Source organism: Collinsella aerofaciens (assembly GCF_039062365.1).
Taxonomy (GTDB): Bacteria; Actinomycetota; Coriobacteriia; order Coriobacteriales; family Coriobacteriaceae; genus Collinsella.
The window spans coordinates 17,799-32,317 of sequence record NZ_JBCJBI010000009.1 but is presented as its reverse complement, the minus strand read 5'-3'; the positions used below and the strand labels follow the sequence as shown (position 1 = coordinate 32,317).

Here is a 14,519-nt window from a genome sequence, read left to right as displayed (position 1 = left end):
CTCCTGAATCCCATGCCGGAGAGACCCTGTCGACGTTGCCCCGGACCGCCCGTGGTCCGGCATCGGCGTATCGAGTGCATGCGGCGAAACAGGCACTTCGATAGAATTCCTCCAACGATATACAGGTTAAATATACGCAGTTGCAGGGGGTAAACTTGAGCATAGGCCCTGCAATACGGATGTATTGCAGGGGTTTTGGCAGGTTGGAACTATTCTCTAGAAGCTATAAAGGTGAGTGTATTACATGCGTACGCCCCAGAGATTTTTACGCGCTCTCATTTTGGATGTACTACGCTTGTATACGTGTTAATGGTTATTTACTTGAGTGAAATAAAGTAATGGTTATAAGATTCTAAGAGGTCGGCATATGCCGCATTAGACCGACTATATTGCACGTTAGCTAAGGGAGGGCAGTGATGTCATCGACGCAAAAACGAGCCATCCTGCAGGTGCGCATTCGCGAAGAGGACAAACAGCATGCCGAGCGCCTCTACGACGCCATGGGCACATCGCTTGCCGAGGCCGTTCGCCTTTTTGTCGCGCAAAGCATTTTGATGCGCAAGCTCCCCTTTCAGCCGGTCGCCGTGCGCTCAAAGGACGGCACCGCCGCCTATGGATCGCTCAAAGCATATGGGGACCCCAATCGCCGCTCCGAGGAGCGCAATGCCTGGATTGAATACCTTGCTACAGAAAACGACGATTCGATTTTGGGTCCCGAGGAAGTAGATATCCATGAGTAGCACCATCATCGACGAGACCGTCATACTACGCTACCTGCTCAACGACGACGAAGTTCTGTCACCGCGCGCCGCCAAGGTCATCGCCACGCGCACCGCTCATGTCTACCCCGAAATCATCACGCGCGTCATGGTCACGCTGCGCGACGTCTATAAGGTTCCCCGCGTTGAGATTGCTGCGGCCATGAAAAGGCTGCTCGATGACGTCATGGTCGACGAGCCCACCGTTGTCGCCCTTGCCGTCAAACTCTTTGGCAAGACCCATATGGACTTTACCGACTGCCTCCTCGCAGCCCGAACCGCCATCTACAACGATGATGTCGTGAGTTTTGGCAAGCCCATCATCCAAGGCATGATCGATTACCGCCGCAAGCGCCAAACCGCAGCCGAAGCCCGCGACCGCGCCGCCGAATCCCGCAGCCGAAGCACCGACTCCACCATCGACAAACTCCGCCACCGCCCCCGCAGCTAATCCCCATCCCCTCCTAAGTTGCGGTGAAATAGTTCCTGGTTTTAGGCTTATTCGAGCTTTTCAGGAACTATTTCACCGCAACTTTCTGTAAGGGTGGTTTTTAGTGCCGCCGAGGGGCACTAATCAACCGTTTGCCGATATGTTTGGCTCCGACTCATGACTCTGACCTGCCCCGTCAAGCTTTTGGTCAGTTCATGGCAAGGTCTGGCGGACCAAATATGGGATAGCGTAGTGTCATTCACTCCCCCTCGAGACCATGGGGTCGAAAATGAGTCATGATAAACGCTGTTCCAAATCGCAAGCAGAGCTATTCTTCCGGTTATTCGAGGCCCATCATGGCGGGCATCTGTTTGTAGCTACCAAAAAATGGGATGAACGCTGTGCCTACGCGCTCATGCAAAAAGAGATGATTATTCGACTCTACAACCATGTCTACGCTGATCCCGCGTATTGGAATGACCTCGGCGTCGAAGATCGCATCTTTCAATTGGCATCCGCTATTGCGGTCGTTGAACCGGATGCCGTGTTTTGTGGAGCAACGGCGGCACTGCTCTATGGCGTCGGTTCTGCATATTCCCTTCTCGACAAGGTGCAAGTGCTGCTGCCGCGTTCCACCAGACGCGATATGTACGAATTCGTTGAATACCGACGCTGGCGGGCGGGCAACGTATGGCAGCTCGGACCGTTTACGTTAACGGATCCATATCGCACGGTGGTCGACATCGCCCGAACGAGCGCTTTTCGATATGCACTAGGCTATGTCGACGGGCTGGCTCGTGAGTACGGTGTCGAGCGTGAAGAATTGCGTGCATATGCACAAGCGAACTGCCGCGGACTGCACGGCATTGCGCGCGCATTTAACGTTTTTGAACACATGGATGGCAGATCGGATAACGGTGGAGAATCCGAGGCACGGGCGGCAATGATTCTGGCGGGAGTTGCCGCTCCCGAACTTCAGGTTGAAATCACTCGACCGGGAAACGCCGGCTATTATTTGGCAGATTACGGCTGGCAGATGCCAAACGGCTCTTGGATGCTGGCTGAGCTGCATGGACTAGGCAAGTTTGAGGACGATGCCCAAAATGATCCGGAACATACTGCGGCAAAAACCTATCGAGCTGCCCTTATGCGCGATGCGAACCTGCGTGCCATGGGCCACAACGTCATTCATTTCAAGCTCTCAGACACCTACGATGTCAAAACGTTCGGCTCCATGATGCGCGGCTACGGTATACCAACCACAAAACCCTACGCAGACTCCTGACCGGCTGCCCTCATCTTCTCGACAACAGAACCCATCATCGAACCAGCCCGCTCGGCCTCAATAAGTTGCGGTGAAATAGTTCCTGGATAACAGCTTTTGTGGCTAATCCAGGAACTATTTCACCGCAACTTAGGAGGGGATGTGGGGTCCCTGGCATGTATATGAAAATGGCTCTGATTCCCAAAAGGAACCAGAGCCATTCATCTATCTTATGGAGCGGGCGACGGGAATCGAACCCGCGTCATCAGCTTGGAAGGCTGGGGTTCTACCATTGAACTACGCCCGCAAGATATGGTCGGGACGACAGGATTTGAACCTGCGACATCCTGCTCCCAAAGCAGGCGCGCTACCAAACTGCGCCACGTCCCGAAGGTGTTGAGCAGCTAAGGTCTAAACCTTGCGTGTCCCAAAGCGAAGGAAATTATAGGGGAGACTCCCCGCCTGTGCAAGCATTGATGCCTTAGCTCCTCGAATGTGCGACAAAACGACTATGGAGTAGACCGATCACAAAGGCAACCACGGCGACCGGCGCCCACGCGGCTCCAATGTCCGCCAGCGGCAGCACATCAAACGGCAGCCATGCGCCCGCAAAGAACGCATCACGGACCGAGGTGATCACACTCTGTACCGCGACAACGCCGCCGACCCAGACCCACACCTGCGGATGCGCGTCGCAAAAACCGTGTACCAGGCCCATCAGTACCAGCACGATGGCAACGGGATACAAGGCGTTGAGCATAGGCACCGAGAACATAAGAATCACGTCGAGGCCCACGTTTGAAAGCACGCACGAAAACGCTGCGAACACAAAGGCGAGAACCGCAAAGGGACGGCGCATGGCCTCCTCGGGCGCCTCCGCTCCCCCATCGACCACATACGTTTCGCAAAAATAACGCGAGCAGCAGCTGATAAGGCCAATGCACACGTTCATGCAGGCGAGAAAGAAGATGGCGAAGACCACAACCGTGCCGGCAAGCCCAAAGTGCATGGAAGCCGAACGGGCGAGGATGGCGGCGCCGTTGGTAGCGTCGGGCATCACGGTGCCGAGCTGCATACCGGCAAGGCCCAAGCCGCAGTAGATGATGGCCATGAGCACACCGGCGATCACACCGGAACGCGAAATCTCGAAGGCCACGCGCTTGTCATCGGTAACACCCAACTCGTGGATGGTCTCGGCGATGATGATGCCAAAGGCGAGCGACGCGAGCAGGTCCATGGTCTGGTAGCCAGTCAAAAAGCCCTGCACGGCAGCACCGGCATTGTAGGGAGCCTGCGGCGCGGCAGCGGGACCCAGCGGCGAAATCACGGCAGCACCCACGACCAGCACGATGAGCGCAATGAGCGCGGGGCCCGTAATGCGGCCGAGCACGCGTGTGATGACGCCCGGACGCAGCGTGAGCACAAACGCGACCACGAAGAACCCGATGGCAAACACCAGGCGAGCCGTGCCGAGCGAAACGCCCTCGGGTAGCAGCGGCACCAGCATTTCGAACGCCGTAGAGCTTGTGCGCGGAATGGCCAGGCACGGACCGATGGCCAGGTAGACCGCCGCAACGAAGAATTCGCCAAACTTAGGATGCACGCGGCCGGCCAGCTCGCGGGCCGTACCGGCGAGCGCGACGGCGATAAAGCCCATGACGGGCAAGCCGATGGCGGCAATCAGAAAGCCGAGCATGGCGACCGGCGTGGCAGAACCTGCCTGCAGCGCCAGCAGCGGCGGAATAATGAGGTTGCCGGCGCCAAAGAGCATCGAGAACAGGGCGATGCCGACGGTGACGACATGGTCGGAGCGCAGACCGCGCGGGGCGGATGAAGCCATGAAAGCACCTTTCGAATCGAAACAAAAACGGGACGGGCAAAAGACCCGTCCCGCAAGTATATACGCTTTAGCAGGCTAAATCGCGCAAAGCGTCAATCGCGGTGTCGACTTCCTCGTCCGTGTTGAAATAGCCAAACGAGAAGCGGACGACACCTTGGCGCTCGGTCCCCAGCGCACGGTGCATGAGCGGAGCGCAATGGGCGCCGGGGCGCGTCGCAATCCCCCACCCTTGCATGAGCGCATCCGAGATCTCGGCAGAATCGATATCGCCCACGTTGAGTGAGACGATCGCCGAGCGCACGGGCTGGTCAAACGCACCGTAGAGCTTAATCCCCGGAATCTTGCGCACACCGGCAAGGAAGCGATCAGCGAGCGCACGCTCGTGGGCAGCAATCGCCTCGGCCCCGCCTTGCGCCTCGATAAAGTCGAGACCGGCGGAAAGGCCCGCGATGCCGTGGCCGTTGAGCGTGCCCGCCTCAAGGCGCGTGGGCCACTCCAGTGGCTGCAGCTCATCGAAGCTGTGTACACCGGTGCCGCCCATGGCCCAGGGCGCCACGTCGACGCCCTCCGCCACGGCCAGACCGCCGGTGCCCTGCGGGCCCATCAGTCCCTTGTGGCCGGTAAAGCACACCACGTCAAGCCCCATGGCTTGCATATCGATATGCGCCGTACCGGCAGACTGAGAGGCGTCGACGATCACCAGCGCGCCGGCCGCATGGGCGATGGCAGCCACACGCGAAACGTCGACCGCGTTGCCGGTCACATTGGAAGCGTGCGTCACCACCACGGCACGCGTACCGGGCGCGACCAGCCGCTCGAGCTCGTCGTAGTCGAGCGCGCCGTTCGCGTCGCAGCCCGCATGCTCAACGGTCACACCCCGCTCCGCTGCCAGGCGGTTGAGCGGGCGCAGCACAGAGTTGTGCTCGAGCACCGTCGTGACCACACGATCGCCGGGGTGCAGTACGCCGTTAATGGCAGTGTTGAGCGCCGCTGTTGAGTTAGGCGTAAAGCACACATGGTCAGCCCGCGGGCAGCCCAAAAGGCGCGCGAGCTTGGCGCGACAACCGTGAATCGTACGAGCGGCATCGAGGGCACCCGACGTGGCGCCGCGTCCGGCATTGCCGAGCGAGCACATCGCCTGCGTCACGGCATCGATGACCGTTTGTGGCTTGTGCATGGTCGTCGCCGCGTTATCCAGGTAGATCATCGCACGACCTCCCACATATCAATCACGGTATAGCCCTCGGTAGGAACGCCCGCCGCGGTAAGCTCGCTGCGCAGCAGCTCCTCATCGGCAGGCAGCGCCTTCCACGCCAAGCCGCAGCCGGCAGCGACCTCCCCGGGCACGGGAATCGTTCGCCCGGGAAGGCCGCGCTCGATGCACAGGGACTCGCAGCCCATGGCGGCCGCCGTGGTAGGAAACGTGATGACAAGCGCAGGGCGCTTCTCCCTCATGGCAACTCCAACCAATACGCTACGGGCGCACGACGCGCACGGCCTGCTCCATCTTCTCCACGATCACGTACATGTTGGTGACCTCGCCCACCGCGAGCTGGTCTTTAATGCCATAGTGGTCCAGGCAGGTACCGCAGGTAAGGATCTCGACGCCCTGCTCCGCCAGGCCCTTCAGGTCGTCGAGCACTGGCGAGCCCTCGACGGTGAGCTTGGCGCCGCCGTTGTAGAACAGCATGGTCGCGGGCAGTTCCTCCTGCTGCGTCACGGCAAAGATGAAGGCCTTCATGAGTTTGTGGCCCAGCTCGTCGTCGCCACGGCCCATGCAGTCGGTGTAGACGGAAATGACGAGCTTGCCCTTGCTGGCGCTTGCGTCGCAAAAAGCGGCACCGTCCTGCTCGGGGTCCACAACGGCCACGGCGCCAGAGGTCGCCACGGTCACGTGCCACTCGGCGTCAGAAACCTTCTCGACCGAGGCCGTGCAGCCCTTCTCCTGCGCCATCTTGGAGATGTTCTTGACGGCGGTCTCGTTATCGACCGAGGTCACGACAACGCCCTCGCCATCGAGCTGCTTCAGGGCTTTAAGCGTCTTGACGACGGGCAGCGGGCAGGCATCGCCCATGGCATTGACTTCAATCTTGGTAGACATAGCAAATTCCTTTCGAAAGAACCGTTCTAGAGAACGGCAAACAGTTACATAAACGTGCGGGCTAGCGGACAACGTGGACGGCAGGACCGCCTGGCACCGGCTCGCACACGCGACCGACAACGGCCGCGATGCGCCCCTCGGCATGCAGTCGGCGCGCAAGCTCATCCACATCGGCAGCAGGTGCCGCGATAAGCAAACCACCCGAAGTCTGCGGATCGTACAGCGCATCCAACATGCCCGGCTCCAGGTCATCGTCAGCCGTCACACGCGGGCCAAAGAAGTCCTGGTTGCGGTAGGAGCCCGCGGGAATAATGCCCAGACGCGCCATGTCGAGCACTTGATCAAAGAGCGGCACCGACCCCGACGCAAGCTCAACCTGCACGCCCGAGCCCTCAGCCATCTCGCACGCGTGCCCGATCAGGCCAAAGCCCGTGATGTCGGTACAGCCGTGAAGCTCGAGTCCCTCGGCCAGACGAATCGGGGCCTCGTTGAGGGTGCGCATCGAGTCAAACATGGCTGCGGCCTCGTCCTGCTCGATGAGCTCGCCCTTAATGGCCGTGGTGATGATGCCCGAGCCGATCGCCTTGGTCAGCAGCAACGCATCGCCCACGCGCGCGCCGCTGTTGGCGAGCATACGGTCAAGCGCGACAAACCCGCTCACGGACAGGCCGTACTTGGGCTCGTCGTCGTTGATGGTGTGGCCGCCCGCGATGGAGCAACCCGCCTCGACGCACTTATCGGCGCCGCCCGCCAGAATCTGACCGGCAACCTCAACGCCCAGGCAACTGGGTATGCAAAGCAGGTTCATGGCATGGCTCGGCCGCCCGCCCATGGCGTAGATGTCCGACAGCGAGTTGGCCGCAGCGATCTGGCCAAACAGGAACGGGTCATCGACCATCGGTGGGAAGAAGTCGATGGACTGCACGAGCCCCAGGTTCTCCCCTACGCGGAAGACGCTCGCATCGTCGGAGGTATCGAACCCCACGAGCAAGTTGTCGTTATGCACATTGGGTAAGTCGCCCAGGACCTGGGCGAGGGCTCCGGGAGCCAACTTAGCGGCTCAACCGCTCGCGGCCGTCATGGACGTGAGCCTCATGGTGTCCTTAGCCATACGAACCCCCTTCCAACAAATCAACGACTTTAAGTATACGCCCCAGGCACGCTTCCCAAGAGACCGCCGACGGCTCGAACGTCGAAGGCGGCGCCGCAAGCGCCTGCGCGATAGCATCTGCCAGCGCGCGCTCAAACAGCGGAAGGTCGGCCGCCACGGGCGTGCCGACATCCGTCATACGCGGCGACGCCACCCACGTCACGGGAGCACCGGGAAGCATCGCCTCCATCCAGGGACGAACGCCGGGCAAATCGGTCGCCACAACTTTGCAGCCGCACGCGAGGGCCTCGATCGTCACGAGCGGCAGACCTTCGTAAAACGAAGGCAGCACAAAGACGTCGGAACAGCGGTAGGCACCCACGAGTTCATCGCTATCCAGGCGCCCCGCCAGCGTCACCGGCACATCCGAGGCCGCGGCCAAGCGCTCGATACGCGCGTACTCGGCATCGTCCCCGCGGCCGCCCACAAGTACCAAGCCAGATGGGCGGACGCCATCGTCAATCGGCAATGACACAGCTCGAACCAGTGACTCGACGCCCTTTTTAAAGCAAATCTTACCCACGTACGCAAGCGATCCCGGCTGCCTCGCCACGCTTGCGTCGCGGCAGAAGACGCGATGGTCGTAGCCCGTCCCAATCACGTGGATGCGATCGGCATCGACGCCGCACACCAGGCCAATCTGCTCAGCCTGCTCAGCATGGAGCGCAAAGACGGCATCGAGCCGACGAACCGCACTTACGATGCGATCATGCTCGAGCGCATGCGAACGCAACTGGCGCAGGTCGGTCGAATGGCACACGGCAACAACCGGCACGCCCCGGACGCACTCGCGCGCCAATGCGGTCACCAGATACAGGTGATGGCAGAGCACCAGATCGGGCCGAAACTCAGCCACCGCCCGATCGATTGCAGCAGCAAATGCCCGCTCAAATGCCTTGAGCATCGAAGGCGTCAGGTCACGATAGCGAGTGGAGGGATAGGGCATGACATCGGACATACCGCAGATGGGAAACGGCAGCTCGGGCGACTCGAACGGTACGGCAAACACGGCAGCATGCCGGTCCAGCTCGCCTTGGGTATCACCCGGTGCCGCGCCGCAAAGCACGGCGGCGCGATGCCCCGTCTCGATCTGCTCGCGTACAAGCGCGGCAAGGTAGGTGCCACTGCCAGTGCTATCTGGTTTTTGCGCCGAGATATTGAGGATGCGCATGTCGCGGTACACCCCTAGGCCAAGGCGGCGGCGCGAATCGCCGCGCCGATCGCTCCGGCAAAGCGAGCCTGGGGCGAGGTGGTCACCGGCGACCCAAGTAGCTCGCCCAACCGCTCCACCACGAAGGCGTTCTCACACAAACCGCCGGTCAGATAGTACGGGGCGCCCGCGGCCTGCCCGGCCATGGTCGCCACGCGCGAGACCACGCTGTCGATCACGCCACGCGCAATGTTCTCGCGTGGCTCACCGCGACCGATCAGGCTGATAACCTCGCTTTCGGCAAACACCGTGCACATGCTGCTGATCTTGGTGGGCTCACCGGAACGCGCCAGGTCGGCCATCTGCTGCTGGGAAATGCCCAGGCGGTCGGCCATGATCTCCAAAAAGCGCCCCGTGCCGGCGGCGCACTTGTCGTTCATGGCAAACTTGGCCACGCGGCCACTTTTAAGCTGAATGACCTTGGTGTCCTGGCCGCCCACGTCAATCACCGTGCCGTGATCGCCAAACAGGCGCACGGCACCGGTGCCGTGGCAGGTGATCTCGGTCACGACCTTGTGCGCATAGGGCACGGCGACACGGCCGTAGCCAGTCGCGACCACGCGAGTATCTTCGGCCGTCGCGTCATAACCCGCCGCTGCCAGTGCCTTGCGCAGCCGCTCGGAAGCATCGACCGAGGAGAACCCGGTTGGCTGCACGCACGTCCACGCCACCGAACCCTCCCCGTCGACCACAGCAGCCTTAGCCGCCGTAGACCCGATATCGATCCCGATCCCTATCATGGCTCTCTCCCAATCTAAACATCAAAGACAGCGGCGCGTTCAGGCGCCTTAGCTCTAGGTTTCTCAGGTGCCGGAGATTGCCCCGAAAGAGGAGCGCAGCGTACTTTGGGTACGCAAGCGACGGTTTGAGGGGCAAGATCCGGTGCCTGAGGAAGCTAGAGGGTTTCGATGAAGGCGGCGATGCGGGTCTCGATCTGGCCCATGTCGCCGTTGCTGTAGTCGGTCTCGATCTTCATGTACGGAATATCCGCACCCTCGACGACCTCCTGCATGCGCGCACTCTCAACGTTGAAGGTGTGGCACGCCTGGAGCACGCTCTCCACTACGCCATCGACATGATACTTCTCGCACATGGCCAGCGTGTTTTCCATACGACCGTCGTTGGGCGTCATGACCGAGCAGTTGATATCCAGGTAGCGGTCGGCGATGGCGCGCAGGATGTCGGGAGCCTCCGGATCGATCATCATGGCCGCCGTGCGCTCGCCCGAGCAGTCGTCCATGCACACGACCACACCGCCGTTGGACTCGATGGTGCGACCGATCTTATTGATCACGCCACCCACCGGGCAGCCGGTGATCAGAATGCGCTTGGCATCCGCCGCGACCGGGCGTTCGCCCGCGTCGTAGGCCTCGCGCAGCTTGGCGACCTTTTGCTCCAGCTGCTGTGTATAGGCCTCGATATCAAAGCTGAACGTACCGGCAAACATGGTGCTCATCAGGTCGACGCCGCTCATAGCCGCCGGCTGATTGGCCTGCAGCGCAAACATGTCGAGCTGGGCCGCACGCAAGCGGTTGCGACGACGGACGGCAGCGCGCAGGTCATCGTCGGTAATCGTGATGCCGTAGAAGCCCTCGAGCTCCTCCTTGAGCAGGCGACACTCCTCGTACCAGCCCTCGCGCTCGTAGGCGCGATCGCGACCCTGCGGAAGATGCAGAATGTGTGTGCGCTTGAGCTCGTTGAGCAGCTCGTACATCTTCTTCTTGCCGTCGCAGGTGGTCTCGCCGATGATCATGTCGCTAAAGTACGTAAACGGGCACTTTTGCGAGTAGGCAAAACCGTACGTCGATTTGATGAGCGGGCAGAGGTTTGCCGGCAGCACCTTCTCGGCCTCGGGAATCACCTCGTCGGATGTGCCGCACAAGGCCACACTTGCAGCGCCCGCGGCATCGATAATCTCGAGCGGCGTGTAGCTGCACAAAAAGCCGACCAGGCGATTACCGGCCTGCTTATAATCCTTAACGCGAATAAACGCCGCCTTGCGCTGCTCGTTGAACTCCTCAAACGTGCGCGGCAACGGCTGTTCCTCGATATCGGCCATAGTAGTTCCCCTCTCTTGCACCGATATACCGACAATTAAACAACGAATCCACGCCATACCCAAAAGGAAGCATCCTCTAGGGAATGGCGTCGATAAGCTCCTGCGTATACGGATCGCTCGGGTGCGCGATCACATCCTCGGCCGCGCCTTCCTCGACAAGACGACCGTGGTAGAGCACGCCAATCCGGTCGGACATATGCCGAACCACACGCATATCATGCGTGATAAACAGCAGCGCCACGCCCGTCGTGCGCTGCAGGTCGCGAAGCAAGTTGAGCACTTGGGCCTGAACGGACACGTCAAGTGCCGAGACCGGCTCGTCGCATACCACAAGGCGCGGCTCGCAAATAAGCGCCCGTGCCAGATTGAGTCGCTGACGCTGTCCCCCCGAAAGATCATGCGGATAGCGGTCATAATGCTCTGCCAGAAGACCGACCGAGGCCAGGGCCGAGAGCGCGCGCCCATGGCGTTCATCCGCATCGCGCACGCCAGCGATAATCAGTGGCTCCTCCAAAATGCGGCCGACACGGTTGCGCGGGTCAAAAGCCGTAGAGCTATCCTGGAATACCAGCTGGATCTCGCGGCGAAACGGCTTGCGTTCGCGCTCCGACATTGTGGCGAGGTCGTGCCCGCGATAGACAATCGAGCCGGAATCCGCACGCTCGAGACCACAGATCAAGCGTCCAGTCGTCGACTTGCCCGATCCGGATTCGCCAACTAGGCCATAGACCTCGCCCGGCGCGATCTCAAACGACAGATCGTCCACGGCGGTAAAGGCCTGACGCTTAAAACCTGAGCCCGGCATGGGATACGCTTTAGTCAGATGTGAGACCCTAAGCAGGGCTTCGCTATCAACAGCCATGGCACTCCCCTTTCTCGACAAGCCAGCATTTAGACTGGTCGCACACATTCACGGCAAACAGCGGAGGCTCCTGCGCGCGGCAACGCTCGTCCGCCCGGGCACAACGGGGCGCAAAGCGACATCCACAGGGTATTGCCGTAAGCGGCGGCACTGTGCCCGGAATATCCGCCAGCGTGTCAACTCGCTCGCCTTCGAGCGGCGGAATGCTCGCGATGAGCCCCTGGGCATACGGGTGGCTCGGGCGCTCCATAAGGCCGCAGGCGTCGATCTCTTCTACGATTTGGCCCAGATACATGACGTGCACGCGCGAGCAGATGCTCGTGACGACACCCAAATCATGGCTGATAAAAAGCACCGCCATGCCCTCGGAACTGTTGAGGTCGCGCAGAAGGTCCAAAATCTGTTTTTGAGTCGTCGTGTCGAGTGCCGTGGTGGGCTCATCGGCGATAAGCAGGCGCGGGTGTCCGGCGAGCGCCATGGCAATCATCACGCGCTGGCGCATACCGCCGCTAAAATCGCCCGGATACATGTCGAAGCGAGCCGCGGCATCTCGAATTTCCACACGCTCCAACAGCGATAGAGCCTCGTTGCGGGCTTCGCGTCGGCTCACCTTACGGTGGGCCCGCACCGCCTCGATAACCTGCGCGCCCACCGTCATGACGGGGTTGAGTGAGGACAACGGGTCCTGGAAGATCATGGCGATATCGCAGCCGCGCACCTCGCGCATGCGCTTGAGCGGGCGCGCGAGCAGGTCCTCCCCGTCAAAGAGAATCTGACCGGTATAGGCCATCTTCTGTTCATGCTCCAATAGGCGCATGACACTCTGGGCAAACACCGACTTACCGCAGCCGGACTCGCCGACAACACCAACGATCTCGCCGGCGTCGATATGTAGGTTGAGTTTGTTGACGGCTTCCAGCGCGTTGCCATCGCGGCCCACAAACGAGATACAGAGGTCGCGCACGTCCAAAAGATGCTGAGCCATGGGCTAGTCCTCCTTGGTCTTGGGGTCGAGGGCGTCGCGCAGGCCGTCGCCGGCGAGGTTCAGCGAAAGCACGCTCGCGATGATGGCGATAGCCGGGAAGAAGATCATCCACCAGGCTTTGCGCATCACGTTCTTGCCCGCCTGTAGGATGTTTCCCCAGCTGGCGTCGGGTGCCTTGATACCCAGGCCCAGAAACGAGAGGGCGGCCTCCGAGAGCACGGCCTCGGCAAAGACAAAGGTCGCCTGCACCAGGAAGGGTGCCATAACATTGGGCACGATATGCAGCCACACGATACGCGCGGTCGAGGCGCCCTGCACGCGCAGGGCCTCCACAAAGAGCTCCTCCTTAACCACCATCGCGCGCGAGCGTACGATGCGTGCCATGCTCGGCGTGTACACAATGACGAGCGCGATGATAACGTTCCAGACCGAGGCGCCCATCATGGCCATGAGTGCGATAGCCAAAAGCACGCCCGGAATAGACATAAGGCCGTCGCAGATGCGCATGAGAATATGATCGAGCCTCTCGTTGTAGCACGCATAGGCGCCGATCACCAAGCCGAGCGCACTCGTCGCGAGCGTGACGGCAATGCCAACGCCAAGCGACACGCGCGCGCCCGCGATGACACGGGCAAGCAGGTCGCGGCCAAAGTCATCGCAGCCAAAGGGATGCGCGGGCGAAGGTGCCGAAAGTCGCAACGTCATCTCCTGCGCATTGGGATCAACCGTCCACACCAGCGGACCGACGAGCGCGATCAGCGCAATCGCCAGGAAAATGCAGCCGCCGACCACAAACCCCTTGTTGGCAAGAGCCTTCTTAAAGTTTGCCATCATGCATCGCCCCATTTGCGAGCGCGCGGGTCAAAAGCGCCGTAGGCAAGGTCGACGACCAGATTGATCACCGAATTCAACAAGGCGATGACCAGTAGCACGCCCTGAATCACCGGATAGTCGCGACGCTCGATAGAGCTCGTGACCAGCTGGCCTAAACCGGGGATGTTAAAAATGGCCTCAGTCACCACGGCGCCCGTAATCAGGGCGCCAAAAGAATAGCCGACCGAGGTGAGAATCGGCAGCGCCGCGTTGCGCAGGGCATGGGCCAGCACCACGCGAAACTCAGAGACGCCCTTGGCACGCGCCGTCTTGACGCAGTCAAGCTGCATGGCCTCGATAACGCTCGAACGGGTCATGCGCATGAGCAGGGCCGCCTGCACACATCCAAGCGATATGGCCGGCAACGCAAGATAGCGTAAATGGCTGAACCAGCCCTTCGATAGCGGCGCATAGCCGGCCACCGGGAACACACGCAACGTGACGGCAAACAGCCACATAAGCATGAGCGCCATCAAAAAGCCGGGTATCGCCACGCCCAAAAGAGCAACGACGCGCAAGACCGCGTCGGTGCGCGACCCATGTTTGAGGGCAGCGACGACGCCGCAGGGCAGCGCAATCAACAGCGCGATGAGCTGTGCTAGAAGCGCGAGCGATAGCGTGGGGCCAAAGTGCTCGGCAATCGCCTGCGTGACGGGCTGGCGCATAAAATACGAATCGCCCAGGTCGCCGGTAAGCACGCCGCCCATCCACTCAACGTAGCGCTGCGGCAGCGGCTCGTTGAGTCCCAGACTATCGTTGACGCGCTCGATCTGGTCGGCCGAAGCCTCCATGCCGAGCATCGAAGAGGCCGGGTCACCCGGTGTGAGATAGATAATCAAAAACACGACGACCGAGATGATGAGCATCACCGGAACCATCGCGCCTATACGTTTGAGCGTGTACTTCAACATGCGAGGCGTCTATTTCCCCTCTGAACGTGGACAGGGCGTGGCGGCCACAGGGGACCAGACCCCTCCAGCCGCCACG

The 14,519-nt window shown here is 60.8% G+C and carries 15 protein-coding genes and 2 tRNA genes; 3 read left to right on the top strand and 14 right to left on the bottom strand.

Going from position 1 to position 14,519, the window contains the following annotated elements; genetic code table 11:
* Window positions 1-416 precede the first annotated feature (416 nt).
* The 3 genes from ABCN01_RS05975 (at window position 417) to ABCN01_RS05965 (ending at window position 2,473) form a co-directional block, all read left to right on the top strand.
* Window positions 417-740 (top strand): type II toxin-antitoxin system RelB/DinJ family antitoxin, encoded by a 324-nt coding sequence (locus ABCN01_RS05975; protein ID WP_342996522.1) that lies wholly within the window; start codon window positions 417-419, stop codon window positions 738-740.
* Entirely contained in the window at window positions 733-1,209 is a 477-nt protein-coding gene (locus tag ABCN01_RS05970) for a type II toxin-antitoxin system VapC family toxin (RefSeq protein ID WP_342996523.1), read from the top strand. The genes ABCN01_RS05975 and ABCN01_RS05970 overlap by 8 nt, the downstream gene beginning before the upstream one ends.
* A 268-nt stretch (window positions 1,210-1,477) precedes the next feature.
* Window positions 1,478-2,473, top strand: coding sequence for a hypothetical protein (locus ABCN01_RS05965; protein ID WP_342996524.1), 996 nt, complete (start codon window positions 1,478-1,480; stop codon window positions 2,471-2,473).
* Window positions 2,474-2,685: 212 nt separating this feature from the next.
* Here the strand turns inward: ABCN01_RS05965 and ABCN01_RS05960 are convergent.
* The 14 genes from ABCN01_RS05960 to ABCN01_RS05895 all read right to left on the bottom strand — a co-directional run bounded on the left by ABCN01_RS05960 (window position 2,686) and on the right by ABCN01_RS05895 (window position 14,443).
* Window positions 2,686-2,759, bottom strand: a tRNA-Gly gene (locus tag ABCN01_RS05960).
* A gap of 6 nt (window positions 2,760-2,765) precedes the next feature.
* Window positions 2,766-2,842: transfer RNA gene (locus tag ABCN01_RS05955), tRNA-Pro, on the bottom strand.
* Window positions 2,843-2,933: 91 nt separating this feature from the next.
* Entirely contained in the window at window positions 2,934-4,292 is a 1,359-nt protein-coding gene (brnQ, locus tag ABCN01_RS05950; protein WP_342996525.1) for a branched-chain amino acid transport system II carrier protein, read from the bottom strand.
* Window positions 4,293-4,359: 67 nt separating this feature from the next.
* Window positions 4,360-5,499 carry an aminotransferase class V-fold PLP-dependent enzyme gene (locus ABCN01_RS05945; RefSeq protein WP_342996526.1) on the bottom strand — a complete coding sequence of 380 codons (1,140 nt, stop codon included), beginning with the start codon at window positions 5,497-5,499 and terminating at the stop codon, window positions 4,360-4,362.
* Entirely contained in the window at window positions 5,496-5,747 is a 252-nt protein-coding gene (locus tag ABCN01_RS05940) for a putative Se/S carrier protein (protein ID WP_117736415.1), read from the bottom strand. Before ABCN01_RS05940 ends, ABCN01_RS05945 begins: the two co-directional genes overlap by 4 nt.
* Window positions 5,748-5,766: 19 nt before the next feature.
* On the bottom strand, window positions 5,767-6,393 hold the full coding sequence (gene yedF / locus ABCN01_RS05935) for a sulfurtransferase-like selenium metabolism protein YedF (RefSeq protein ID WP_342996527.1): 627 nt from the start codon (window positions 6,391-6,393) through the stop codon (window positions 5,767-5,769).
* A 61-nt stretch (window positions 6,394-6,454) separates the two neighbouring features.
* Window positions 6,455-7,504, bottom strand: coding sequence for a selenide, water dikinase SelD (gene selD, locus ABCN01_RS05930; protein WP_342996528.1), 1,050 nt, complete (start codon window positions 7,502-7,504; stop codon window positions 6,455-6,457).
* Window positions 7,497-8,714 (bottom strand): glycosyltransferase family 4 protein, encoded by a 1,218-nt coding sequence (locus ABCN01_RS05925; RefSeq protein WP_342996529.1) that lies wholly within the window; start codon window positions 8,712-8,714, stop codon window positions 7,497-7,499. Before ABCN01_RS05925 ends, selD begins: the two co-directional genes overlap by 8 nt.
* Window positions 8,715-8,728: 14 nt before the next feature.
* Window positions 8,729-9,493: an acyl-CoA dehydratase activase gene (locus ABCN01_RS05920; RefSeq protein WP_342996530.1), complete on the bottom strand. Its 765-nt coding sequence runs from the start codon at window positions 9,491-9,493 to the stop codon at window positions 8,729-8,731.
* A 155-nt stretch (window positions 9,494-9,648) separates the two neighbouring features.
* Window positions 9,649-10,812: a double-cubane-cluster-containing anaerobic reductase gene (locus ABCN01_RS05915; protein WP_342996531.1), complete on the bottom strand. Its 1,164-nt coding sequence runs from the start codon at window positions 10,810-10,812 to the stop codon at window positions 9,649-9,651.
* 76 nt (window positions 10,813-10,888) lie between these two features.
* Entirely contained in the window at window positions 10,889-11,674 is a 786-nt protein-coding gene (locus ABCN01_RS05910; protein WP_342996532.1) for an ATP-binding cassette domain-containing protein, read from the bottom strand.
* A complete protein-coding gene (locus tag ABCN01_RS05905) occupies window positions 11,664-12,659 on the bottom strand; it encodes an ABC transporter ATP-binding protein (protein WP_342996534.1) in 996 nt (331 codons plus the stop codon). The genes ABCN01_RS05910 and ABCN01_RS05905 overlap by 11 nt, the downstream gene beginning before the upstream one ends.
* Before the next feature lie 3 nt (window positions 12,660-12,662).
* Window positions 12,663-13,493: an ABC transporter permease gene (locus ABCN01_RS05900; protein WP_343014228.1), complete on the bottom strand. Its 831-nt coding sequence runs from the start codon at window positions 13,491-13,493 to the stop codon at window positions 12,663-12,665.
* Window positions 13,490-14,443: an ABC transporter permease gene (locus tag ABCN01_RS05895; protein WP_342996537.1), complete on the bottom strand. Its 954-nt coding sequence runs from the start codon at window positions 14,441-14,443 to the stop codon at window positions 13,490-13,492. The genes ABCN01_RS05900 and ABCN01_RS05895 overlap by 4 nt, the downstream gene beginning before the upstream one ends.
* Window positions 14,444-14,519: the final 76 nt, after the last annotated feature.